The following is a 23,798-nucleotide window of genomic DNA, read 5'->3' as shown; positions in this document are numbered from 1 at the left end:
CAGGGGACACGGTTGTCCCCTGCAAAACGCTACTTTCTAAGGCGCACATGCTCGACGGCATGATTGGCGCTTTTTGTCATGATCAGACTGGCGCGCTCACGCGTCGGCAGAATATTCTGTTGTAAATTTAAGCCATTAATCTCATTCCATAGCTGAGTGGCGATTTTCACCGCTTCACTCTCCGAGAGTTTGGCATAGTTATGGAAATAGGAGTTTGGGTTGGAGAACGCGCCCTGGCGGAACTTCAGGAAGCGGTTGATATACCAGGTCTGCAGCAGATCGGCAGGTGCATCGACGTAAATAGAGAAATCGACAAAGTCTGAGACAAAGACGTGGTGTGGGTCGTGCGGATAGTCCATGCCGCTTTGCAGAACGTTCAGGCCTTCCAGAATCAGAATATCCGGCTGTTCAATGACCTTATTGCCATCGGGCACGACGTCATAAATCAGGTGTGAGTAAACCGGTGCGGTGACGCGTTTAGCGCCTGATTTCACTTCTGAGACAAATTTCACCAGGCTATGCATGTCGTAAGACTGCGGGAAGCCTTTCTTTTTCATCAGACCGCGTTCGTTCAGTACTCTGTTGGGGTGCAGGAAGCCATCGGTGGTGACCAGTTCAACGCTGCGATGTTCCGGCCAGCTGCTAAGCAGCGCCTGCAGCAGACGTGCGGTGGTGCTTTTACCTACGGCAACGCTGCCGGCGATGCCGATCACATAGGGAATTTTCTGCCCGTCGGTGCCAAGAAATTGCTCCAGAACGGCCTGACGGCGTAGATTGGAACTGATGTAAAAGTTCAACAGTCGCGACAAGGGGAGGTAGATCTGCGCGACTTCCTCTAAAGAGAGATCTTCGTTAATCCCTTTCAGTTTAACAATTTCTTCTTCTGATAACGTCAGCGGCACCGAATCTCGCAACGCAGCCCATTGGGTACGATCGAACTGTAGGTACGGCGTTGCTAAAGATTGATCTCTTTTTATCATAAGCCAAATTCTGCCTGTTAACGCAGGTTGGGAAAGGCGCCGGACGCCAACTCCAGATAATAAACAAGCTGCATATTATAGACAGCTTCGTTTTTGGCGTAGACTTTTTTCAACTTTGTTGTCGATTGCGGTGAGAGAATGGTAATTGTGCGAACGGGCACGCACTTGTGAATGCGTGCGTTACAAGGCGATATCAGAGAAAAGTAATGATACCGCGCGGGGTTCAGCTGGCCAGTGAGCGGGATGCCGGATTGACCGCGAACAGTCGCTTATAGTAAATCACGGTAGGGTGGTAATAACCATCTGGGGTGGCGGCGTAGTCCGGCAGTTCTCCGAGGCAGTGGTACCCCATGGCACGATACAGCGATTCGGCGATGCTGCCAGCTTGCGTATCGAGATAGAGCAGGCCGCGCTGATGCTGTAGCGCCGTATTTTCCACGGTTTTCATCAGCGTGCGGCCGATGCCTTGACGACGCGCCTGGCTGTGCACCAGGAGCTTTTGAACCTCTGCGCGGTTGCGCCCATTGGGTTTTTGGCACAGTTCCAGCTGCACGCAACCGGTAACACCGCTTTCGTCTCTGGCAATCCATAACAGTAGCTCGCCTTTCGCCAGCGCCGGGCGCAGGCCGTGGAAGTAGCTGGCCGCCTCTTCTGGCGTAATGTCCTCGGTATAGCCGATTGATGCGCCCCCTTTTACGGCATCCAGCAGCAGTGCTGCCAACTCGCTGCGGTAGACCGGTAGCGTACTGGCATTTATCGGTACAATTTTCATCAACAACTCCTTGGTTAATGCGGGTAAGAAACCCATGCAATAAGCACGCCAACCGTCCGAAGCCACTGCTGATACGTCAACGGGGTGACGTACGTTTGCGCGTCTGCACCATCATGGGGCGCCATGCTCGCTGATGATGCAGGCGTTGAAGAAAGGGGGAGACACCGTCAGTTGATCGCACTGAGCCGGCCGACACGCAGAAACATCGGCTCAAGACTTGCAAAAAGCGGATGAAATTGTACAGAATGGTCGTCGCGTTTGATGGTTATTTGCGCGCGGAGCGAGCTGAATCCGCTGCAAAATGCAAAAATCGACTGTTTTATGAGCGAAAGTGCGCAGAACGCAATTTTTTTGTTGCATAGCCCGCGCTCTCTACCTAGAATGCGCTGCACTTGATGCCGGCTTAGCTCAGTAGGTAGAGCAACTGACTTGTAATCAGTAGGTCACCAGTTCGATTCCGGTAGCCGGCACCATCAAGTACCTGTAGTTAAAATCTGGTGGGGTTCCCGAGCGGCCAAAGGGAGCAGACTGTAAATCTGCCGTCACAGACTTCGAAGGTTCGAATCCTTCCCCCACCACCATTTTTAACCTTGTTAGTAAGGTTAAACCGCACGGCAGCCAGTATGATGAATGCCGGGCGGGGAAGGTAAACCGGTTTGCACAGCGTGTTTAAGGCTGTACAAAACGAAGGGTGAGGAATTCAGCGACCAACCGTCCTTTCCCCATCCCAATATCTGCAGAAAAATCAGGTAGCCGAGTTCCAGGATGCGGGCATCGTATAATGGCTATTACCTCAGCCTTCCAAGCTGATGATGTGGGTTCGATTCCCACTGCCCGCTCCAAGATGTGCTGATATAGCTCAGTTGGTAGAGCGCACCCTTGGTAAGGGTGAGGTCGGCAGTTCGAATCTGCCTATCAGCACCACTTCTTATTTTCTCGCCCCCTGATTCTCTTTCTGTTCTGAATTCAGCAAGCATTAAGCTTGGTTGATGTGGTGATACCACCGATTTATCCGTGTCTTAGAGGGACAATCGATGTCTAAAGAAAAGTTTGAACGTACAAAACCGCACGTTAACGTCGGTACTATCGGCCACGTTGACCATGGTAAAACAACGCTGACCGCTGCAATCACTACCGTACTGTCTAAAACCTACGGCGGTGCTGCTCGCGCTTTCGACCAGATCGATAACGCGCCAGAAGAAAAAGCTCGTGGTATCACCATCAACACTTCTCACGTTGAGTATGACACCCCGACTCGTCACTACGCGCACGTTGACTGCCCAGGGCACGCCGACTACGTGAAAAACATGATCACCGGTGCAGCGCAGATGGACGGCGCAATCCTGGTAGTAGCAGCGACTGACGGCCCAATGCCTCAGACCCGTGAGCACATCCTGCTGGGCCGCCAGGTAGGCGTACCTTACATCATCGTATTCATGAACAAATGCGACATGGTAGATGATGAAGAGCTGCTGGAACTGGTAGAGATGGAAGTTCGCGAACTGCTGTCTGCTTACGATTTCCCTGGCGACGACCTGCCGGTAATCCGTGGTTCCGCGCTGAAAGCGCTGGAAGGCGAAGCCGAGTGGGAAGCGAAGATTGTTGAGCTGGCAGAAGCGCTGGACAGCTACATCCCAGAGCCAGAGCGTGCTGTAGACAAGCCGTTCCTGCTGCCAATCGAAGACGTCTTCTCCATCTCCGGTCGTGGTACCGTTGTTACCGGTCGTGTAGAGCGCGGTATCATCAAAGTCGGTGAAGAAGTTGAAATCGTTGGTATCAAAGACACCGTTAAGTCTACCTGTACTGGCGTAGAAATGTTCCGCAAACTGCTGGACGAAGGCCGTGCTGGTGAGAACGTAGGTGTTCTGCTGCGTGGTATCAAGCGTGAAGAAATCGAACGTGGTCAGGTACTGGCGAAGCCAGGTTCAATCAAGCCGCACACCCAGTTCGAATCTGAAGTGTACATTCTGTCCAAAGACGAAGGCGGCCGTCATACTCCGTTCTTCAAAGGCTACCGTCCACAGTTCTACTTCCGTACAACTGACGTGACCGGTACCATCGAACTGCCAGAAGGCGTAGAGATGGTAATGCCAGGCGACAACGTGAACATGGTAGTAACCCTGATTCACCCAATCGCGATGGACGACGGTCTGCGTTTCGCAATCCGTGAAGGCGGCCGTACCGTAGGCGCGGGTGTTGTTGCTAAAGTTATCGCTTAATCGCTGATAACATTTGACGCGACACGCGGTAAAAGGGCATCATTTGATGCCCTTTTTCTACGCTGTGAACTAGAACCTATCTCATCAGCGATTTTACGTTCATAATCATTGGTGAGATGGGCTCTTAAAAGCGTATTGACAGGGTACGTCATCGCGTAAAACACCGAATGCTGTTTGAAGAGCATCTAATCGGTTTGGTTTGCCTCGCAATGCGAGGCAAAGTTGTTTGTTCTGAATCATAAGTGACAGGTTGGTTTATGAGTGCGAATACCGAGGCTCAAGGGAGCGGGCGCGGCCTGGAAGTGATGAAGTGGCTAATCGTCGCCGTTCTGTTGGTTGTGGCTATTGTCGGTAACTATTACTACCGCGATTTCAGCCTGCCATTGCGTGCGCTGGCTGTGGTTGTGGTGATTGCTATTGCGGGCGCCATCGCCCTGATGACGACCAAAGGTAAAGCCACCGTAGCGTTCGCGCGTGAAGCGCGTACCGAAGTACGTAAAGTGATTTGGCCAACGCGCCAGGAAACGCTGCACACCACATTGATCGTTGCCGCGGTAACTGCCGTGATGTCTTTGATTCTGTGGGGGCTGGATGGCGTTCTGGTCCGTCTGGTATCGTTTATTACTGGCCTGAGGTTCTAAAATGTCTGAAGCTCCAAAAAAACGTTGGTACGTCGTTCAGGCGTTTTCTGGTTTTGAAGGTCGCGTAGCGCAATCGCTGCGTGAACACATCAAACTGCACGATATGGAAGAGCTGTTCGGCGAAGTCATGGTGCCTACGGAAGAAGTGGTTGAAATCCGTGGTGGCCAGCGTCGTAAGAGCGAACGCAAATTCTTCCCGGGTTACGTGCTGGTTCAAATGGTGATGAACGATGCCAGCTGGCACTTGGTGCGCAGCGTTCCGCGCGTGATGGGCTTTATTGGCGGTACGTCGGATCGCCCTGCGCCAATCAGCGACAAAGAAGTTGACGCCATCATGAACCGCCTGCAGCAGGTTGGCGATAAGCCACGTCCGAAAACGCTGTTCGAACCGGGTGAACTGGTGCGCGTTAACGACGGTCCGTTTGCTGACTTTAACGGCGTGGTGGAAGAAGTGGATTACGAAAAGAGCCGCCTGAAGGTTTCCGTTTCCATCTTCGGTCGTGCAACGCCGGTAGAACTGGACTTCAGCCAGGTGGAGAAAGGCTGATCGTTTAATCATCAGCTATCCGGGCTTTACGTCTTGTATGAGGCGCGAAATTAAACTATAATTTCGCGCCTTTTGTTTTTAGAGGCCTTGCTCATTGGTTTGAGCGGGGTGAAACACGGGGAGCCTCTTGCGAGGCGATACTACCCATACGAGGAAATTTCAATGGCCAAGAAAGTACAAGCCTACGTTAAGCTGCAGGTTGCAGCTGGTATGGCTAACCCGAGCCCGCCAGTCGGTCCAGCTCTGGGTCAGCAAGGTGTTAACATCATGGAATTCTGTAAGGCGTTCAATGCTAAGACTGACAGCATTGAAAAAGGTCTGCCGATCCCGGTTGTTATTACCGTTTATTCTGATCGCTCCTTCACCTTCGTTACCAAAACTCCGCCAGCAGCAGTTCTGCTGAAAAAAGCGGCTGGTATCAAGTCTGGTTCTGGCAAGCCGAACAAAGACAAAGTCGGTAAAGTGACCAGTGCTCAGGTACGTGAAATCGCAGAAACCAAAGCTGCGGACATGACTGGTTCCGACGTTGAAGCGATGATTCGCTCCATCGAAGGTACTGCTCGTTCCATGGGCCTGGTAGTGGAGGATTAATAGATGGCTAAGCTGACCAAGCGCATGCGCGTGATCCGTGACAAAGTTGATGCTACTAAACAGTATGACATCACCGAAGCTGTTGCTCTGCTGAAAGAGCTGGCCACCGCTAAATTCGTAGAAAGCGTAGACGTTGCCGTTAACCTGGGCATCGACGCGCGTAAATCTGATCAAAACGTTCGCGGCGCTACCGTTCTGCCACACGGCACCGGTCGCAGCGTACGCGTTGCCGTCTTCGCTCAAGGCCCTAACGCTGAAGCTGCAAAAGCAGCTGGCGCAGAGCTGGTAGGCATGGAAGATCTGGCCGATCAGATCAAGAAAGGCGAAATGAACTTTGACGTTGTTATCGCATCTCCAGATGCAATGCGCGTTGTTGGCCAACTGGGCCAGGTTCTGGGTCCACGTGGCCTGATGCCAAACCCGAAAGTGGGTACCGTTACGCCGAACGTTGCTGAAGCAGTGAAAAACGCTAAAGCAGGTCAGATTCGTTACCGTAACGACAAAAACGGCATCATCCATACCACTATCGGTAAGGTTGATTTCGAAGCAGCTCAGCTGAAAGAAAACCTGGAAGCCCTGCTGGTTGCGCTGAAAAAAGCGAAACCATCTCAGGCTAAAGGCGTTTACATCAAGAAAGTTAGCCTCTCCACCACCATGGGTGCTGGCGTTGCTATCGATCAGAGCGGCCTGACTGCTGTAGCGAGCTAATCGTTTAGACGATTAATCGCTTTGACTTGGGGCATATTTTCGCCTAGAATCTTATGCCCCAAGGTTCTGCCGTTTTTATCGGCGGGACACAAGAATTTTCGGTTGGAGCCTGGCCTAATCCAGGCCTCCGTCCAAGACCGCAGGTGTATCGCAAGATACTTAATTTTCCTGCGTAGACGGTGACAGAGCCTAAAGAAATTTTTTATAAAAGAATGTCTTTGCTGGATTCTGCTCACCGTGTTAAGCCGCTTGATCTGCTGTTTCGGCAGCGATTAAGTGAAGTGAGTTCCGGGGATGTTCCCCGGCTAATCCAGGAGCAAAAAGCTAATGGCATTAAATCTTCAAGACAAACAAGCGATTGTTGCTGAAGTCAACGAAGTAGCCAAAGGCGCGCTGTCTGCGGTTGTTGCGGATTCCCGCGGCGTTACCGTAGGTAAAATGACTGAACTGCGTAAAGCAGGTCGTGAAGCTGGCGTTTACATGCGTGTTGTTCGCAACACCCTGATGCGTCGCGTTGTTGAAGGCACTCCATTCGAATGCCTGAAAGACACGTTTGTCGGTCCAACCTTGATTGCATTCTCTACTGAACACCCGGGCGCTGCTGCTCGTCTGTTCAAAGAGTTCGCGAAAGCGAATGCAGAGTTCGAGGTTAAAGCTGCGGCCTTTGAAGGTGAGCTGATCCCTGCGGCGCAAATCGACCGCCTGGCAACGCTGCCAACTTACGAAGAAGCAATCGCACGCCTGATGTCGACCATGAAAGAAGCCGCTGCCGGCAAACTGGTTCGTACTCTGGCTGCTGTGCGCGATCAGAAAGAAGCTGCATAAGCCGCTCTTTCTTAGCCTTTGCTAACGTATTTAAACTATTTCTGAATCTTAGGAACAATTGTTATGTCTATCACTAAAGACCAAATCCTGGAAGCAGTAGCTGCTATGTCCGTAATGGACGTTGTTGAGCTGGTTTCCGCTATGGAAGAAAAATTCGGTGTTTCTGCTGCTGCTGCTGTAGCTGTTGCTGCTGGCGGTGCTGCTGAAGCTGCTGAAGAGAAAACTGAATTCGACGTTATCCTGAAAGCTGCAGGCGCTAACAAAGTTGCTGTTATCAAAGCAGTACGTGGCGCTACCGGCCTGGGTCTGAAAGAAGCTAAAGACCTGGTTGAATCTGCTCCAGCCGCTCTGAAAGAAGGCGTGAGCAAAGATGACGCTGAAGCTCTGAAAAAATCTCTGGAAGAAGCTGGCGCTGAAGTTGAAGTTAAATAAGCCAACCCTTCCGGTTGCAGCCTAAGCGATTAGGCTGATGGCTGGTGACTTTTTAGTCACCAGCCTTTTTGCGCTGTAGGGCGCCAGTAGCGTTTCACACTGTTTGGCTACTGGATTGCCTCCCAATATTTGTTTCTATCGACGACTTAATATACTGCAGCTGTGCGCTCCAGGAGTTCTGGGGGCAGGTGCAATGAAATGGTTTAAGAGTGATAGCAAGAGGTATTGCGGAAAGTGTCCTCGCTTTCCGGTCGACAAAATAGTGTTGCATGAACTGTCCTAATCGGACGGACAGAGAGGTTCTACTTTTCAGCGAGCTGAGGAACCCTATGGTTTACTCCTATACCGAGAAAAAACGTATTCGTAAGGATTTTGGTAAGCGTCCACAAGTGTTGGATGTGCCATATCTCCTTTCTATCCAGCTTGACTCGTTCCAGAAGTTTATCGAGCAAGATCCAGAAGGGCAGTACGGCCTTGAAGCCGCCTTCCGTTCTGTATTCCCAATCCAGAGCTACAGTGGCAATTCGGAGCTGCAATACGTTAGCTACCGTCTTGGTGAGCCGGTGTTCGACGTCAAAGAGTGCCAGATTCGTGGTGTGACGTTCTCTGCACCGCTGCGCGTTAAACTGCGCCTGGTCATCTATGAGCGAGAAGCACCAGAAGGTACGGTCAAAGACATCAAGGAACAAGAAGTCTACATGGGCGAAATTCCGCTCATGACCGAAAACGGTACCTTTGTTATTAACGGTACTGAGAGGGTTATCGTATCCCAGCTGCACCGTAGTCCTGGCGTATTCTTCGACAGCGATAAGGGTAAAACCCACTCTTCGGGTAAAGTGCTGTATAACGCACGCATCATCCCTTACCGCGGTTCTTGGTTGGACTTCGAGTTTGACCCGAAAGACAACCTGTTCGTGCGTATCGACCGCCGTCGTAAACTGCCGGCCTCGATCATTCTGCGCGCGCTGAACTACACCTCAGAACAGATCCTTGACCTGTTCTTCGAGAAAGTTGTTTTCGAAATCCGCGACAACAAGCTGCAGATGGAGCTGGTTCCTGAGCGTCTGCGTGGTGAGACCGCTTCGTTTGATATCGAAGCCAACGGCAAAATCTACGTTGAGAAAGGCCGTCGCATCACCGCTCGCCATATCCGTCAGCTTGAAAAAGACGATATCAAGAGTATCGAAGTGCCGGTTGAGTACATCGCGGGCAAAGTGGTCGCCAAAGACTACATCGATACCAATACCGGCGAACTGATCTGCTCCGCCAACATGGAGCTGTCGCTGGATCTGCTGGCGAAGCTGAGCCAGTCTGGTCACAAGCGTATCGAAACGCTGTTCACCAACGATCTGGATCACGGCGCCTACATCTCCGAGACGCTGCGTGTCGACCCGACCAATGACCGCCTGAGCGCGCTGGTTGAGATCTACCGCATGATGCGTCCTGGCGAGCCACCGACGCGTGAAGCAGCAGAAAGCCTGTTCGAGAACCTGTTCTTCTCCGAAGACCGCTACGATCTGTCCGCGGTCGGCCGTATGAAGTTCAACCGTTCTCTGCTGCGCGACGAGATCGAAGGTTCAGGTATCCTGAGCCAGGAAGACATCATCGATGTGATGAAGAAGCTCATCGACATCCGTAACGGTAAAGGCGAAGTGGACGATATCGACCACCTCGGCAACCGTCGCATCCGCTCCGTGGGCGAAATGGCTGAGAACCAGTTCCGCGTAGGTCTGGTGCGCGTTGAGCGTGCGGTGAAAGAGCGTCTGTCTCTGGGCGACCTGGACACCCTGATGCCTCAGGACATGATCAACGCCAAGCCGATTTCGGCGGCGGTGAAAGAGTTCTTCGGCTCAAGCCAGCTGTCCCAGTTTATGGACCAGAACAACCCGCTGTCCGAGATCACGCACAAGCGTCGTATCTCCGCATTGGGCCCGGGCGGTCTGACCCGTGAGCGCGCCGGCTTCGAAGTACGTGACGTACACCCAACCCACTACGGTCGTGTATGTCCAATCGAAACCCCGGAAGGTCCGAACATCGGTCTGATCAACTCCCTGTCCGTGTACGCACAGACTAACGAGTATGGCTTCCTGGAAACCCCGTACCGCCGCGTGCGTGACGGCGTGGTTACCGATGAAATCAATTACCTGTCCGCCATTGAAGAAGGCAACTTTGTTATCGCCCAGGCTAACTCCAACCTGGATGATGACGGCCGCTTCGTGGAAGACTTGGTCACCTGCCGCAGCAAGGGCGAATCCAGCCTGTTCAGCCGCGATCAGGTTGACTATATGGACGTTTCCACCCAGCAGGTTGTATCCGTTGGTGCGTCTCTGATTCCATTCCTGGAACACGATGACGCCAACCGTGCATTGATGGGTGCGAACATGCAACGTCAGGCGGTGCCAACCCTGCGTGCTGACAAGCCGTTGGTCGGTACCGGTATGGAACGCGCAGTAGCGGTTGACTCCGGCGTAACCGCCGTTGCCAAACGCGGCGGTGTGATCCAGTACGTGGATGCTTCCCGTATCGTTATCAAAGTTAACGAAGACGAGATGTACCCGGGCGAAGCAGGCATCGACATTTATAACCTGACCAAGTACACCCGTTCCAACCAGAACACCTGCATCAACCAGATGCCATGTGTCAATCTGGGCGAGCCTATCGAGCGCGGCGACGTGCTGGCAGACGGCCCGTCTACCGATCTGGGTGAACTGGCGCTGGGTCAGAACATGCGTGTGGCGTTCATGCCTTGGAACGGTTACAACTTCGAAGACTCCATCTTGGTGTCCGAACGCGTAGTCCAGGAAGACCGCTTCACCACCATCCACATCCAGGAACTGGCTTGCGTGTCGCGCGACACCAAACTGGGGCCTGAAGAGATCACCGCCGATATCCCGAACGTGGGTGAAGCTGCGCTCTCTAAACTGGATGAATCCGGTATCGTATACATCGGTGCGGAAGTGACCGGCGGCGACATTCTGGTTGGTAAGGTAACGCCGAAAGGCGAGACCCAGCTGACGCCAGAAGAGAAACTGCTGCGTGCGATCTTCGGTGAGAAAGCGTCCGATGTGAAAGACTCTTCTCTGCGTGTGCCGAACGGCGTTTCCGGTACCGTTATCGACGTACAGGTCTTTACCCGCGATGGCGTGGAAAAAGACAAGCGTGCGCTAGAAATCGAAGAGATGCAGCTGAAGCAGGCGAAGAAAGACCTGACTGAAGAACTGCAGATCCTGGAAGCCGGTCTGTTTGCGCGTATCCACGCGGTGCTGGTTGCCGGCGGCGTTGAAGCTGACAAGCTGAGCCAACTGCCGCGCGATCGCTGGCTGGAACTGGGCCTGACCGACGAAGAGAAGCAAAACCAGCTGGAGCAGCTGGCCGAGCAGTACGACGAACTGAAAGCCGACTTCGAGAAGAAACTGGAAGCCAAGCGTCGTAAGATCACCCAAGGCGACGATCTGGCACCTGGCGTGCTGAAAATCGTCAAGGTGTACCTGGCGGTTAAACGTCAGATCCAGCCGGGTGATAAAATGGCAGGTCGCCACGGTAACAAGGGTGTTATCTCCAAGATCAACCCGATCGAAGATATGCCTTACGATGAAAACGGCACGCCGGTAGACATCGTACTGAACCCGCTGGGCGTACCATCACGTATGAACATCGGTCAGATCCTGGAAACCCACCTGGGTATGGCGGCGAAAGGCATTGGTGAGAAGATCAACCAGATGCTCAAGCAGCAGCAGGAAGTGGCCAAACTGCGTGAATTCATCCAGAAAGCCTACGATCTGGGTGACGACGTTTGCCAGAAAGTCGACCTGAACACCTTCAGCGATGACGAAGTGATGCGTCTGGCAGAGAACCTGAAAAAAGGTATGCCAATCGCAACGCCGGTGTTCGATGGTGCGAGAGAGACTGAAATCAAGAAACTGCTGGAAATGGGCGGTATCCCGACCTCCGGTCAGATTACGCTGTTCGATGGCCGTACCGGCGAGCAATTTGAGCGCCAGGTAACCGTAGGCTATATGTACATGCTGAAACTGAACCACCTGGTTGACGATAAAATGCACGCTCGTTCAACCGGTTCTTACAGCCTGGTTACGCAGCAGCCTCTGGGTGGTAAAGCGCAGTTCGGTGGCCAACGCTTCGGTGAGATGGAAGTGTGGGCGCTGGAAGCATACGGCGCAGCTTATACCCTGCAGGAAATGCTTACCGTTAAGTCGGATGACGTTAACGGCCGTACCAAGATGTACAAAAACATCGTGGATGGCGACCACCGTATGGAACCGGGCATGCCGGAATCCTTCAACGTATTGTTGAAAGAGATCCGCTCGCTGGGTATCAACATCGAACTGGAAGACGAGTAATCGGCTTTCAGCCTCAGGCTCCTCGCCTAGGAGCCTGAGCGTGGTTGTTCAGGTCACACGGGAAGAGGCGATGTTTGCCTCTTCCCAACAGGTTTAACTCCGACAGGAGCCAATCCGTGAAAGACTTATTGAAGTTTCTGAAAGCGCAAACTAAGACCGAAGAGTTTGATGCGATCAAGATTGCTCTGGCATCGCCAGACATGATCCGTTCGTGGTCGTTCGGTGAAGTTAAGAAGCCGGAAACCATTAACTACCGTACGTTCAAACCAGAGCGTGACGGTTTGTTCTGTGCCCGTATCTTCGGGCCGGTAAAAGATTACGAGTGCCTGTGCGGTAAGTACAAGCGCTTGAAGCACCGCGGCGTTATCTGTGAGAAGTGCGGCGTTGAAGTGACCCAGACCAAAGTGCGTCGTGAGCGCATGGGCCACATCGAACTGGCTTCCCCAACCGCGCATATCTGGTTCCTGAAATCGCTGCCGTCCCGCATCGGTTTGCTGCTGGATATGCCGCTGCGTGACATCGAACGCGTACTGTACTTCGAATCCTACGTAGTGGTTGAAGGCGGTATGACCAACCTCGAGCGCCGTCAGATCCTGACCGAAGAGCAGTATCTGGACGCGCTGGAAGAGTTCGGTGACGAATTCGACGCCAAGATGGGTGCAGAAGCGATCCAGGCCCTGTTGAAAAACATGGATCTGGAGCAAGAGTGTGAAACTCTGCGCGAAGAGCTGAACGAAACCAACTCCGAAACCAAGCGTAAGAAGCTGACCAAGCGTATCAAGCTGCTGGAAGCGTTCGTACAGTCCGGCAACAAGCCGGAGTGGATGATCCTGACCGTGCTGCCGGTACTGCCGCCGGATCTGCGTCCGCTGGTTCCGCTGGATGGCGGTCGTTTCGCGACCAGCGATCTGAACGATCTGTATCGTCGCGTCATCAACCGTAACAACCGTTTGAAGCGCCTGCTGGATCTGGCCGCGCCGGACATCATCGTGCGCAACGAAAAGCGTATGCTGCAAGAAGCGGTAGATGCGCTGCTGGATAACGGCCGTCGCGGTCGTGCGATCACCGGTTCCAACAAACGTCCTCTGAAATCTTTGGCCGACATGATCAAAGGTAAGCAGGGTCGTTTCCGTCAGAACCTGCTCGGTAAGCGTGTTGACTACTCCGGCCGTTCCGTTATCACCGTTGGTCCATACCTGCGTCTGCACCAGTGTGGCCTGCCGAAGAAAATGGCGCTGGAGCTGTTCAAACCGTTCATCTACGGCAAGCTGGAGCTGCGTGGCCTGGCCACCACCATCAAAGCCGCCAAGAAAATGGTTGAGCGCGAAGAAGCCGTCGTCTGGGATATCCTGGATGAAGTGATCCGCGAACACCCGGTACTGCTGAACCGTGCACCAACCCTGCACCGTTTGGGTATCCAGGCTTTTGAACCGGTACTGATCGAAGGTAAAGCCATCCAGCTGCACCCGCTGGTTTGTGCGGCGTATAACGCCGACTTCGATGGTGACCAGATGGCTGTTCACGTACCGCTGACGCTGGAAGCCCAGCTGGAAGCGCGTGCGCTGATGATGTCGACCAACAACATCCTGTCTCCGGCGAACGGCGAGCCAATCATCGTTCCGTCTCAGGACGTTGTACTGGGTCTGTACTACATGACCCGTGACTGTGTTAACGCCAAAGGCGAAGGCATGGTGCTGAGTGGTCCTAAAGAAGCCGAGCGTATTTACCGCGCTGGCCTGGCCTCGCTGCATGCGCGCGTTAAAGTGCGTATCACTGAAGAAGTGAAAGATGCGGAAGGCGAGTGGACGACGCAGACCAGCCTGGTGGACACCACCATCGGCCGCGCCATCCTGTGGATGATCGTGCCGAAGGGCCTGCCGTACTCTATCGTTAACCAGCCGTTGGGCAAAAAAGCGATCTCCAAGATGCTGAACACCTGTTACCGCATCATGGGGCTGAAGCCGACCGTTATCTTTGCTGACCAGATCATGTACACCGGTTTTGCTTACGCAGCCCGTTCAGGCGCTTCCGTAGGCATCGACGACATGGTTATCCCGGCGAAGAAAGCCGAGATCATCGAAGAAGCGGAAACCGAAGTTGCCGAGATCCAGGAGCAGTTCCAGTCTGGTCTGGTTACCGCCGGCGAACGCTACAACAAGGTTATCGATATCTGGGCTGCGGCCAACGAACGCGTTGCTAAAGCGATGATGGAAAACCTGTCGGTAGAAGACGTGGTTAACCGTGACGGCGAAGTGGAACAGCAGGTTTCCTTCAACAGCATCTTTATGATGGCCGACTCCGGTGCGCGTGGTTCCGCCGCTCAGATTCGTCAGCTGGCCGGTATGCGTGGCCTGATGGCGAAGCCGGACGGTTCCATCATCGAAACGCCAATCACCGCGAACTTCCGTGAAGGTCTGAACGTACTCCAGTACTTCATCTCCACGCACGGTGCGCGTAAAGGTCTGGCGGATACCGCACTGAAAACCGCGAACTCCGGTTATCTGACGCGTCGTCTGGTTGACGTTGCGCAGGATCTGGTGGTGACCGAAGACGACTGTGGCACCCACGACGGCATCCTGATGACCCCGGTCATCGAAGGTGGCGACGTGAAAGAGCCGCTGCGTGAGCGCGTACTGGGTCGTGTGACCGCTGAAGAAGTGTTGAAGCCGGGTACGGCAGATATTCTGGTTCCGCGTAACACCCTGCTGAACGAAAAATGGTGTGATCTGTTAGAAGAAAACTCCGTTGACAGCGTGAAGGTTCGCTCCGTCGTTAGCTGTGAAACCGACTTCGGCGTGTGTGCAAACTGCTATGGTCGTGACCTGGCGCGTGGCCACATCATCAACAAAGGTGAGGCCATCGGCGTTATCGCGGCACAGTCCATCGGTGAGCCGGGTACCCAGCTGACGATGCGTACCTTCCACATCGGTGGTGCGGCATCGCGTGCGGCTGCTGAATCCAGCATCCAGGTGAAAAACAGCGGTAGCATCAAGCTGAGCAACGCCAAATTCGTTGTGAACAGCAGCGATAAGCTGGTGATCACCTCGCGTAACACCGAGCTGAAACTGATCGACGAATTCGGCCGTACCAAAGAAAGCTACAAGGTGCCTTACGGCGCCGTGATGGCGAAAGGTGACAACGCGGAAGTGACCGGCGGCGAGACCGTTGCGAACTGGGATCCGCACACCATGCCGGTAGTCAGTGAAGTGAGCGGTTTCATTCGCTTCGCCGATATGATCGACGGCCAGACGATTACTCGTCAGACCGACGAATTGACCGGTCTGTCATCGCTGGTGGTTCTGGATTCTGCAGAACGTACCGCGGGCGGTAAAGATCTGCGTCCTGCGCTGAAAATTGTTGACGCCAACGGCGACGACGTCCTGATCCCAGGCACCGATATGCCTGCTCAGTACTTCCTGCCGGGCAAAGCGATTGTTCAGCTGGAAGACGGCGTACAGATCGGTTCGGGTGATACCCTGGCGCGTATTCCGCAGGAATCCGGCGGTACCAAGGATATTACCGGTGGTCTGCCGCGCGTTGCGGATCTGTTCGAAGCACGTCGTCCGAAAGAGCCGGCAATCCTGGCTGAAATCAGCGGGATTATCTCGTTCGGTAAAGAGACCAAAGGCAAACGCCGTCTGGTTATCACTCCGCTGGACGGCAGCGATGCCTACGAAGAGATGATTCCAAAATGGCGTCAGCTCAACGTGTTTGAAGGCGAACGCGTCGAACGTGGTGATGTGGTTTCCGATGGTCCAGAGTCGCCGCACGACATTCTGCGTCTGCGTGGTGTGCATGCGGTTACCCGCTACATCACCAACGAAGTGCAGGAAGTTTACCGTCTGCAAGGCGTTAAGATTAACGATAAGCACATCGAAGTTATCGTTCGTCAGATGCTGCGTAAAGGCACCATCGTTAGCGCTGGTGGCTCTGAGTTCCTGGAAGGCGAGCAGGCTGAAGTGTCTCGCGTCAAGATTGCCAACCGCCAGCTGGAAGCAGATGGCAAGTTGGGTGCAACCTTCGCGCGCGACCTGCTGGGTATCACCAAGGCATCCTTGGCGACCGAGTCCTTCATCTCTGCTGCATCGTTCCAGGAAACGACGCGCGTTCTCACCGAAGCGGCGGTTGCCGGTAAGCGTGATGAACTGCGTGGCCTGAAAGAGAACGTCATCGTGGGCCGTCTGATCCCAGCCGGTACCGGTTACGCTTATCATCAGGACCGCATGCGCCGTCGTGCACAGGGCGAAGCACCGGTTGTTCCGCAGGTGAGCGCGGAAGAAGCGACTGCCAACCTGGCCGAATTGCTGAATGCAGGCCTGAACGGTAACGGCGACGAGTAATCGCGCCGCGGCCCGGTACGCCGGGCCAGTATTGATAAACCGTCCCTTTGGGGGCGGTTTTTTTTTGCCTGCGGACGGGTGCCGGGTGGGAGAAATGGAACCGGAGACGCATGGCGCTCTGGCCATACGCTCCGGGGTTGGTAAGGCAAGGTTATCAAGAGGGGGAGATAACCTTGGTTGGCTTCGGGATTGATAACCAACGCCGCCACTTTACGTCAATGGTCGGCGGCGGCCAGCGGTGTTTACCGAGGCTGCGCGCCGTTTCCAGCACTTTTCTCTGGCCGTTGAAAACGTTGCCGTTTATTGCGGTGCGCGTCCCAGATAGCTATCCCAGTCTTTCCATACCGGCTGCAGCCCTGCCTTGTCGATCGCCTGGGCAACCTGTTGCGGGGAGCGGCCGTCGTGCGGCTCAAACTGTTCCAGTTCCGGCGGCACATCGTCAGCGTAACCGCCCGGCTGCGTTTTGGAGCCGGCGCTGACGCTGTTAATGGCTAGCGGGATCACGTGATCGCGAAAATGCGGCGATTCGCGTGTGGACAGGGACAGTTCGACGTCAGGCGCAAACAGCCGGAAGGCGCAAATCAGTTGCACCAGCTGCGCTTCATCCATCAGTGACGCCGGTTCGATACCGCCGGCGCACGGCCGCAGACGCGGGAACGAAATCGAATAGCGGCTCTGCCAGTAGGTTTGCTGCAGATAGGCCAGATGCTCCGCCAGCAGATAGCAATCGGTGCGCCAGCTGTTGGACAGGCCGATCAGCGCCCCCAGCCCGATCTTGTCGATCCCGGCGCGCGCCAGGCGATCCGGCGTCGCCAGCCGCCAGTGGAAATCCTGCTTCTGTCCGCGCAGATGGTGCTGCTGATAGGTGGCCGGATGATAGGTTTCCTGATACACCAGCACGCCGTCCAGCCCCAGGGTTTTCAGCTCCGCATACTCCTCCTGCGACATCGGCTGCACTTCCATCATCAGCGAACTGAACTGAGAGCGGATCTGCGGCAGATGGCGGCGAAAATAGTCCATGCCGACCTTAGTCTGGTGTTCGCCGGTGACCAGCAGCAGGTGCTCGAAACCCAGCGCCTTGATGGCGCGGCACTCTAGGGCGATCTCGTCGGCGTCCAGCGTTTTGCGCTTGATACGGTTGCTCATGGAAAAACCGCAGTAAGTGCAGTCATTGGCGCACAGGTTGGATAGGTAGAGCGGGACGTAGAAGCTGACCACGTTGCCGAAACGCTGGCGAGTCAGCTGTTGGGCGCGTTGCGCCAGCGGTTCGAGGTAGGGAGCCGCCGCCGGTGAAATCAGCGCCATAAAATCGTCCCGCGTCAGCTTCTCTGCGTTCAGCGCCCGCTCCACATCGCGCGCCGTTTTGCTGTTGATGCGCAGGGTGATGTCATCCCAGTCAAAGGTTTGCCAGCGTTGCGAGAAATCATCCGCCATCAGTCCACCTCCGCCGATTGGCTGAGAAATGCGGTCAGCGGGCTGGAGGCGGCCGCGCTGCGCTGGCTGTGGCCGAGGCCTGCCTGGCGCGCCAGCTCGCCGGCCTCCAGCGCCAGGCGGAAAGCCTGCGCCATATGTACCGGGTTGCGGGCGACGGCGATAGCGGTATTCACCAGCACCGCGTCGGCGCCCAGCTCCATTGCTTCCAGTGCGTGGCTGGGGGCGCCGATGCCGGCGTCAACCACCACCGGCACGTTGGCCTGCTCGATAATGATCTCCAGAAAATCGCGGGTGCGTAGCCCGCGGTTGGAGCCGATCGGCGCGCCCAGCGGCATCACCGCAGCGCAGCCCGCTTCCTCCAGCCGTTTGCACAGCACCGGGTCGGCGCCGCAGTAAGGCAGCACCACAAACCCCTCTTTGACCAGCGTTTCCGCAGCTTTCAGCGTTTCGATCGGGTCGGGCAGCAGGTACTTCACGTCCGGGTGGATTTCCAGCTTCACCCAATGGGTGCCGAGGGCTTCGCGCGCCAGCCTGGCGGCGAATACCGCTTCCGCGGCGGTTTTGGCGCCGGAAGTGTTGGGCAGCAGACGCACGCCCAACTGCCGCAGCGGCGCGAGAATGGCGTCGTTGCCGCCTTGCAGGTCGACGCGCTTCATGGCCATGGTCACCAGCTGTGAGCCGGACGCCTGCAGCGCGTCAAGCATCAGCGCCGGGGTGGCGAACTTGCCGGTGCCGGTGAGTAAGCGTGAGGTAAAGGTGGTATCGGCGATTTGCAGCATATCAGCCTCCGGCAATCGCTTGGAAAAGCAGGATGTCATCGCCGTCCTGCACCAGATGATTGGCCCAGTCGGCGCGTGGGATGATGACGTGATTGATGGCGAGCGCGGTACCCGGCTGGTCGCGCGTCAGCTGCGACAGCAGGGCGCTGACGCTGAGCGGCGCCGCCAGCTCCAGCGTTTGGTCATTCAGGCGGATTTGCATAGATCGCCTCCGCAGATGGGGCACGACTGGGCTTTGCTCAGCTGCAGCGTATGCCAGCTTTGCTGTTTGCCATCGAACAGGCGCAGCTTGCCGCTGAGCGCGGAGGGCATGCCCGCCAGCATCTTGATGGCTTCCAGCGCCTGCAGCGTACCGATGACGCCGACCACCGGGCCGAGTACGCCGGCGGTGCGGCAGTTGCGCTGCGGCTCCGTCTGGTCAGGGTACAGGCAGGCGTAACATCCCTGCTGGAACGGCGGGGTGATGACCAACAACTGCCCGCTGAAGCCGACCGCGCTGCCGCTGATAAGCGGCTTGCCGGCGGCCACGCACGTGGCATTGATTGCGTGGCGGGTCGCCATATTGTCGCTGCAGTCCAGCACCAGATCGGCGCGCGCCACCGCCTGTTGCAGTTCTGCGCCCTGCAGGCGCTGCGCCAGAGCGATCGACTCGACCTGCGGATTAAGCGCCTGCAGGTGGCGTTGGGCCAGTTGGGCCTTCCCGTGCGGCACGTCGGCGCTGCGGTAGAGGATCTGCCGCTGCAGATTGGTGAGATGCAGCTGGTCATCGTCCGCCAGCAGCAGCGTTCCGACGCCGGCGGCGGCCAGATACAGCGCCGCCGGCGATCCCAACCCGCCCAGGCCGACGATCAGCACGCTGGCGCCTTTGAGTTTTTCCTGCCCGTCGGGGCCGATGTCTTCCAGCAACAGCTGCCGGCTGTAACGTAAGAATTCGTGATCGCTGAGCATACCGTTACTCCTTGCCTTCAATCAGGCGCAGCAGTTCCGCCGTAGCGGCCCGCCAGTCCGGCGCCTGGGTGATGGCACTCACCACCGCCACGCTGCCGACGCCGCAGGCCAATACCGCCGGGACGCGATCGAGGCTGATGCCGCCGATCGCCACCGTGGGATACGCCGCCAGCGTCGCCACGTGGCGCTTCAGCTCCGCCAGCCCCTGGGGGGCGGAAGGCATATCCTTGGTCTGGGTGGGAAAGATGTGGCCGAGCGCAATATACGAGGGCTGCACCGCTTTGGCGCGCGCCAGTTCGGCATCGTCATGGGTTGATACGCCAAGACGCAGCCCGGCGCGATGGATGGCTGCCAGATCGGTGCTGTCCAGATCCTCCTGCCCCAGATGGACGCCGTAGGCGCCGTGTTTGACCGCCAGCCGCCAGTAGTCATTGATAAACAGACGGGCGTTGTAGCGTTTGCCGAGGGCGATGGCGGCGATAATGTCGGCTTCGACCTGCTCATCCGGTTGGTTCTTAATCCGCAGCTGGATGGTGGTGACGCCTGCGTCCAGCAAGCGTTCGATCCACATGACGCTGTCCACCACCGGGTACAGCCCGAGGCGGTGCGACGTGGCGGGAAACGGGCTTGATAACTCAGCCATTGTTGTCCTCCTGCAGCGCTGCGGCGCTGTGGTACAGCTCGCTGCCGCGTGAGCGGAATTCGGCGGACATTTTTTCCATGCCGGACAGCACTTCGATCGGTTTGGCGGCTTCCTGTGCGGCGGCATAGTCGCGCACTTCCTGTGAAATCTTCATCGAACAGAATTTCGGCCCGCACATTGAGCAGAAATGGGCGATTTTGCCGGATTCCTGCGGCAGCGTCTCATCGTGATAGGCGCGGGCGGTGGCGGGATCCAGCGCCAGGTTGAACTGGTCTTCCCAGCGGAACTCAAAGCGCGCCTTGGACATGGCGTTATCGCGGATCTGCGCGCCGGGGTGGCCTTTCGCCAAATCCGCGGCGTGCGCGGCTATTTTATAGGTAATCAGCCCCTGTTTGACGTCTTCTTTGTTCGGCAGCCCCAGGTGCTCTTTCGGCGTCACGTAGCACAGCATGGCGCAGCCGAACCAGCCGATCATCGCGGCGCCGATGCCGGAGGTGAAGTGGTCATAGCCCGGCGCGATATCGGTGGTCAATGGCCCCAGCGTATAGAATGGCGCTTCATGGCAGTGCTCCAGCTCTTCGGTCATATTGCGGTGGATCATATGCATCGGCACGTGGCCCGGGCCTTCGATCATCACCTGTACGTCGTATTCCCAGGCGATTTTGGTCAGTTCGCCCAGCGTATGCAGCTCGGAGAACTGCGCTTCATCGTTGGCGTCCTGTACCGAGCCAGGGCGCAGGCCATCGCCCAGCGACAGTGAAACGTCGTAGGCGGCGCAGATCTCGCAGATTTCGCGGAAGTGTTCATACAGGAAGTTTTCCTGATGATGCGACAGGCACCATTTGGCCATGATCGAGCCGCCGCGTGAGACGATGCCGGTCAGGCGTTTGGCGGTCATCGGCACATAGCGCAGCAGCACACCGGCGTGGATGGTGAAATAATCGACCCCTTGCTCCGCCTGCTCCAGCAGCGTGTCGCGGAACATTTCCCAGGTTAGGTTTTCCGCTACGCCGTTCACTTTTTCCAGCGCCTGATAGATGGGGACGGTGCCGATCGGCACCGGGCTGTTGCGCAGGATCCATTCGCGGGTTTCGTGGATATAGCGGCCGGTGGAGAGGTCCATCACGGTATCCGCGCCCCAGCGGGTGGACCACACCAGTTTTTCCACCTCTTCCTCGATGGAGGAGGTCACCGCAGAATTGCCGATATTGGCGTTTACCTTCACCAGGAAGTTGCGACCGATAATCATCGGTTCAGATTCCGGGTGGTTAATGTTGGCCGGGATAATGGCGCGGCCAGCGGCCACCTCCTGACGGACAAACTCCGGCGTAATGTTTTCCGGCAGGTTGGCGCCCCAGCTTTGGCCCGGATGCTGCTGGCGCAGCACCTCACTGCGGATGCGCTCACGGCCCATATTTTCGCGGATGGCGATAAATTCCATCTCCGGCGTGACGACGCCGGCGCGCGCATAGTGCAGCTGGGTGACGCATTTGCCCGACTGCGCTTTGCGTGGCTGCGGCAGATGTTCGAAACGCAGGTGGTCTAACCCCTCATCCGCCAGACGCTGCTGGGTAAAACCGGAGCTGACGTGGGCCAGCGTCTCGGTATCGTCGCGCTCTGCGATCCAGCCGGCGCGCAGCTTGTCCAGGCCGCGGTGTACGTCCAGTTGGGACGCCGGGTCGCCGTAAGGGCCGGCGGTATCATAGACCGGTACCGCCTCATTCGGTTCATATTGCGGTTCGTCTTTACTGCCGCCGATTAAGGTCGGGCTGAGCTGGATCTCGCGCATCGGCACCTGCAGATCGGGGCGCGATCCTTGCAGATAGATGCGGCGGGAGTTGGGGAAAGCGACGCCCTGAAGGTTGTCGATAAACTGCTGCGCGGCTTCACGCTGTACTTTACGGGGACGCTGGTTGTTATTAGACATAGCAAATTCCTACAAGTCGGGTGAGTTGGGAAAATTGCTTGTCTGGAGCTCGGAGGGAGTAACGATGTTGGCCGATCGGCAGACGCTGGTGGAAGGTCTGCCGCTGGCGATAGATTACTCTTGTTCCCTTCGCGGGTATTAACCCGATCAGGTTCCGCGGATCCCGAATTAACGGTCTCAGCCTGGCCGACTTGATAACAAGCCTGGCGCTAGGCACTCCGACAAGAGCCCCCAGTATAGAAGGGCATTATTGTTTGCTGCAAGGGAAAGCTATTGGACCAGGTTGCCTTTTTCCGCTTCCTGTTGGCCGGGCTGCCAGGTTTCAGTGAGCAGCTGAATCAGGCGATCTTCCAGTGCGAAGCGGGCGGCCAGCGTTTCGCCGATGTCCGACAGCGCCTGATGGAACGCCAGACAGAGATCCTGATCGATCTCGGTGTCGGCATAGCGATCGTGGAACGCCATCACCTGTTCGGTATTGATCCACAACTTGGGATAAATTTGGGTGGCGAAAGACATTTTAGGACTACCGGCGCCTTCCACCTGCTTGATGACTCTGTCATAGATATGAAAATGCCCTGCGGAGAGATAATCCACCAGATTGTGGCAAAAGTTCTCCAGCGCTTTTGCATTAAGCGGCGTATGCTTTTCTTTATTCGGCTTAATGCCGACGAGCGTGCAGTAAGCAACCAGCAACTGCTTACGTGCCTCAAGCCATTGATCAACTAATTCATTACTACCACCAACGCGCTGAGTCAGGCTTTCCAAGTGGTTGAGCATTGTTGACTCCGTAAGTAAGAAAAAGTAACGGTAAGTTATAAAAATGTAACAGTGCCGATTTCTAGAGTGCCAGTGAAGCTGAGGTTGTGCAACAACGATATGGAACTTGCATTAACAGGTAACGAAAAGGGCTGGTGGATCGTCAGCCATGAAAACAAACTTTGGTTACCAAACGGTGAATTGCCGTTTGGTGCTGCCGATAAATGGGGCCTGCGCGGCGAAGCGGCGCGGCAAATTGGCGAGTGGCAAGGGGCGCCGGTCTGGCTGGTGCGCCGCGCTATGGCGCAGGAGATGGGGTCGGTACGGCAGCTGCTGGATCTCGACCGCGCCCTGTTCCAGTTAGCCGGGCGCGGGGTGCAGCTGGCCGAATTTTATCGTTCCCATCAATTTTGCGGCTACTGTGGCCATAAGATGCACCTGAGCCGCAGTGAGAATGCTTGCCTGTGCGGCCACTGTCGCGAACGTTATTATCCGCAAATCGCCCCCTGCGTGATTGTCGCCATTCGCCGCGATGATGAAATCCTGCTGGCGCAGCACGTACGCCACCGCGGCGGCATCCATACGGTGCTGGCCGGTTTTGTCGAGGTAGGGGAAACGCTGGAGCAGGCGGTGGCCCGCGAAGTGATGGAGGAAAGCAATATTGAAATCAAAAACCTGCGCTATGTCTCCTCCCAGCCCTGGCCGTTCCCGCAGTCGCTGATGATGGCCTTTATGGCGGATTATCATCGCGGCGAACTGCGTCACGATCCCAAGGAACTGCTGCATGCCGGCTGGTATCGCTACGATCGGCTGCCCCTGCTGCCGCCGCCGGGTACCGTGGCGCGGCGTTTGATTGAGGACACCGTGGTGCTGTGCCGGGACGCATGATGCGCTGGCG

At 56.1% G+C, this 23,798-nt stretch carries 19 protein-coding genes, 4 tRNA genes and 1 riboswitch; of the genes, 14 read left to right on the top strand and 9 right to left on the bottom strand.

The window, feature by feature from the left end:
* Positions 1-29: 29 nt before the first annotated feature.
* Complete coding sequence (gene coaA, locus HF675_RS22175) at positions 30-980, bottom strand: type I pantothenate kinase (protein ID WP_105229424.1); 951 nt, start codon at positions 978-980, stop codon at positions 30-32.
* Between the two features lie 223 nt (positions 981-1,203).
* Positions 1,204-1,752, bottom strand: coding sequence for a GNAT family N-acetyltransferase (locus HF675_RS22170; RefSeq protein WP_105229425.1), 549 nt, complete (start codon positions 1,750-1,752; stop codon positions 1,204-1,206).
* Positions 1,753-2,149: 397 nt separating this feature from the next.
* Between HF675_RS22170 and HF675_RS22165 the strand changes: the two genes are divergently transcribed.
* From HF675_RS22165 to rpoC, 13 genes are all read left to right on the top strand, one after another.
* A tRNA-Thr gene (locus tag HF675_RS22165) sits at positions 2,150-2,225 on the top strand.
* 23 nt (positions 2,226-2,248) lie between these two features.
* Positions 2,249-2,333 (top strand) — tRNA-Tyr (locus HF675_RS22160).
* Positions 2,334-2,519: 186 nt separating this feature from the next.
* Positions 2,520-2,594 (top strand) — tRNA-Gly (locus HF675_RS22155).
* 6 nt (positions 2,595-2,600) lie between these two features.
* Positions 2,601-2,676, top strand: a tRNA-Thr gene (locus tag HF675_RS22150).
* 110 nt (positions 2,677-2,786) lie between these two features.
* Positions 2,787-3,971, top strand: coding sequence for an elongation factor Tu (tuf, locus tag HF675_RS22145; RefSeq protein WP_105229426.1), 1,185 nt, complete (start codon positions 2,787-2,789; stop codon positions 3,969-3,971).
* Positions 3,972-4,228: 257 nt separating this feature from the next.
* Positions 4,229-4,612 (top strand): preprotein translocase subunit SecE, encoded by a 384-nt coding sequence (secE, locus tag HF675_RS22140; protein WP_105229427.1) that lies wholly within the window; start codon positions 4,229-4,231, stop codon positions 4,610-4,612.
* A gap of 1 nt (position 4,613) precedes the next feature.
* Positions 4,614-5,159, top strand: a complete 546-nt coding sequence (gene nusG, locus HF675_RS22135) for a transcription termination/antitermination protein NusG (RefSeq protein ID WP_004929914.1) — start codon at positions 4,614-4,616, stop codon at positions 5,157-5,159.
* Between the two features lie 162 nt (positions 5,160-5,321).
* Positions 5,322-5,750 carry a 50S ribosomal protein L11 gene (gene rplK / locus HF675_RS22130; RefSeq protein ID WP_004089458.1) on the top strand — a complete coding sequence of 143 codons (429 nt, stop codon included), beginning with the start codon at positions 5,322-5,324 and terminating at the stop codon, positions 5,748-5,750.
* 3 nt (positions 5,751-5,753) lie between these two features.
* A complete protein-coding gene (gene rplA, locus HF675_RS22125) occupies positions 5,754-6,458 on the top strand; it encodes a 50S ribosomal protein L1 (RefSeq protein ID WP_105229428.1) in 705 nt (234 codons plus the stop codon).
* 327 nt (positions 6,459-6,785) lie between these two features.
* Complete coding sequence (rplJ, locus tag HF675_RS22120) at positions 6,786-7,283, top strand: 50S ribosomal protein L10 (RefSeq protein WP_015344224.1); 498 nt, start codon at positions 6,786-6,788, stop codon at positions 7,281-7,283.
* 63 nt (positions 7,284-7,346) lie between these two features.
* Positions 7,347-7,715, top strand: a complete 369-nt coding sequence (gene rplL, locus HF675_RS22115) for a 50S ribosomal protein L7/L12 (RefSeq protein WP_015344225.1) — start codon at positions 7,347-7,349, stop codon at positions 7,713-7,715.
* 329 nt (positions 7,716-8,044) lie between these two features.
* A complete protein-coding gene (gene rpoB / locus HF675_RS22110) occupies positions 8,045-12,073 on the top strand; it encodes a DNA-directed RNA polymerase subunit beta (protein WP_105229429.1) in 4,029 nt (1,342 codons plus the stop codon).
* A gap of 116 nt (positions 12,074-12,189) precedes the next feature.
* Positions 12,190-16,413: a DNA-directed RNA polymerase subunit beta' gene (rpoC, locus tag HF675_RS22105; RefSeq protein WP_105229430.1), complete on the top strand. Its 4,224-nt coding sequence runs from the start codon at positions 12,190-12,192 to the stop codon at positions 16,411-16,413.
* Between the two features lie 300 nt (positions 16,414-16,713).
* On the opposite strand, the gene thiH is transcribed toward rpoC, so the two are convergent.
* The 7 genes from thiH to rsd form a co-directional block, all read right to left on the bottom strand.
* Complete coding sequence (thiH, locus tag HF675_RS22100) at positions 16,714-17,847, bottom strand: 2-iminoacetate synthase ThiH (protein ID WP_105229431.1); 1,134 nt, start codon at positions 17,845-17,847, stop codon at positions 16,714-16,716.
* Positions 17,847-18,626 (bottom strand): thiazole synthase, encoded by a 780-nt coding sequence (locus HF675_RS22095; RefSeq protein ID WP_187043794.1) that lies wholly within the window; start codon positions 18,624-18,626, stop codon positions 17,847-17,849. Before HF675_RS22095 ends, thiH begins: the two co-directional genes overlap by 1 nt.
* A gap of 1 nt (position 18,627) precedes the next feature.
* Positions 18,628-18,828: a sulfur carrier protein ThiS gene (gene thiS, locus HF675_RS22090; RefSeq protein WP_105229433.1), complete on the bottom strand. Its 201-nt coding sequence runs from the start codon at positions 18,826-18,828 to the stop codon at positions 18,628-18,630.
* Entirely contained in the window at positions 18,813-19,574 is a 762-nt protein-coding gene (locus tag HF675_RS22085) for a HesA/MoeB/ThiF family protein (RefSeq protein WP_105229434.1), read from the bottom strand. Before HF675_RS22085 ends, thiS begins: the two co-directional genes overlap by 16 nt.
* Positions 19,575-19,578: 4 nt before the next feature.
* Positions 19,579-20,217: a thiamine phosphate synthase gene (gene thiE / locus HF675_RS22080; protein WP_105229435.1), complete on the bottom strand. Its 639-nt coding sequence runs from the start codon at positions 20,215-20,217 to the stop codon at positions 19,579-19,581.
* Positions 20,210-22,144 (bottom strand): phosphomethylpyrimidine synthase ThiC, encoded by a 1,935-nt coding sequence (gene thiC / locus HF675_RS22075; protein ID WP_187043793.1) that lies wholly within the window; start codon positions 22,142-22,144, stop codon positions 20,210-20,212. The genes thiE and thiC overlap by 8 nt, the downstream gene beginning before the upstream one ends.
* Positions 22,145-22,251: 107 nt before the next feature.
* Positions 22,252-22,375, bottom strand: a riboswitch (TPP riboswitch).
* A gap of 39 nt (positions 22,376-22,414) precedes the next feature.
* A complete protein-coding gene (gene rsd / locus HF675_RS22070; RefSeq protein WP_105229437.1) occupies positions 22,415-22,921 on the bottom strand; it encodes a sigma D regulator in 507 nt (168 codons plus the stop codon).
* 99 nt (positions 22,922-23,020) lie between these two features.
* Here rsd and nudC point away from each other — a divergent pair, with 99 nt between their 5' ends.
* The gene (gene nudC / locus HF675_RS22065) at positions 23,021-23,788 is read left to right on the top strand and encodes an NAD(+) diphosphatase (protein WP_111736251.1); all 768 of its coding nucleotides are present in this window, start codon (positions 23,021-23,023) and stop codon (positions 23,786-23,788) included.
* Positions 23,789-23,798 lie beyond the last annotated feature (10 nt).

Source organism: Serratia sp. JUb9 (assembly GCF_014298095.1).
GTDB classification, from domain to species: Bacteria; Pseudomonadota; Gammaproteobacteria; order Enterobacterales; family Enterobacteriaceae; genus Serratia_B; species Serratia_B rhizosphaerae.
Note: the sequence above shows the minus strand (reverse complement) of the source record. Positions and strands in the feature narration are given on the sequence as shown.

Excerpts from the sequence above, each read along its gene's own strand:
- thiC (WP_187043793.1), bottom strand. The coding sequence starts at position 22,144 with ATGTCTAATAACAACCAGCGTCCCCGTAAAGTACAGCGTGAAGCCGCG.
- HF675_RS22085 (WP_105229434.1), bottom strand. The coding sequence starts at position 19,574 with ATGCTCAGCGATCACGAATTCTTACGTTACAGCCGGCAGCTGTTGCTG.
- rplL (WP_015344225.1), top strand. The coding sequence starts at position 7,347 with ATGTCTATCACTAAAGACCAAATCCTGGAAGCAGTAGCTGCTATGTCC.
- nudC (WP_111736251.1), top strand. The coding sequence starts at position 23,021 with ATGGAACTTGCATTAACAGGTAACGAAAAGGGCTGGTGGATCGTCAGC.
- rsd (WP_105229437.1), bottom strand. The coding sequence starts at position 22,921 with ATGCTCAACCACTTGGAAAGCCTGACTCAGCGCGTTGGTGGTAGTAAT.
- HF675_RS22170 (WP_105229425.1), bottom strand. The coding sequence starts at position 1,752 with ATGAAAATTGTACCGATAAATGCCAGTACGCTACCGGTCTACCGCAGC.
- thiE (WP_105229435.1), bottom strand. The coding sequence starts at position 20,217 with ATGGCTGAGTTATCAAGCCCGTTTCCCGCCACGTCGCACCGCCTCGGG.
- secE (WP_105229427.1), top strand. The coding sequence starts at position 4,229 with ATGAGTGCGAATACCGAGGCTCAAGGGAGCGGGCGCGGCCTGGAAGTG.
- thiS (WP_105229433.1), bottom strand. The coding sequence starts at position 18,828 with ATGCAAATCCGCCTGAATGACCAAACGCTGGAGCTGGCGGCGCCGCTC.
- rpoB (WP_105229429.1), top strand. The coding sequence starts at position 8,045 with ATGGTTTACTCCTATACCGAGAAAAAACGTATTCGTAAGGATTTTGGT.
- thiH (WP_105229431.1), bottom strand. The coding sequence starts at position 17,847 with ATGGCGGATGATTTCTCGCAACGCTGGCAAACCTTTGACTGGGATGAC.
- rplJ (WP_015344224.1), top strand. The coding sequence starts at position 6,786 with ATGGCATTAAATCTTCAAGACAAACAAGCGATTGTTGCTGAAGTCAAC.
- nusG (WP_004929914.1), top strand. The coding sequence starts at position 4,614 with ATGTCTGAAGCTCCAAAAAAACGTTGGTACGTCGTTCAGGCGTTTTCT.
- tuf (WP_105229426.1), top strand. The coding sequence starts at position 2,787 with ATGTCTAAAGAAAAGTTTGAACGTACAAAACCGCACGTTAACGTCGGT.
- coaA (WP_105229424.1), bottom strand. The coding sequence starts at position 980 with ATGATAAAAAGAGATCAATCTTTAGCAACGCCGTACCTACAGTTCGAT.
- HF675_RS22095 (WP_187043794.1), bottom strand. The coding sequence starts at position 18,626 with ATGCTGCAAATCGCCGATACCACCTTTACCTCACGCTTACTCACCGGC.
- rplK (WP_004089458.1), top strand. The coding sequence starts at position 5,322 with ATGGCCAAGAAAGTACAAGCCTACGTTAAGCTGCAGGTTGCAGCTGGT.
- rplA (WP_105229428.1), top strand. The coding sequence starts at position 5,754 with ATGGCTAAGCTGACCAAGCGCATGCGCGTGATCCGTGACAAAGTTGAT.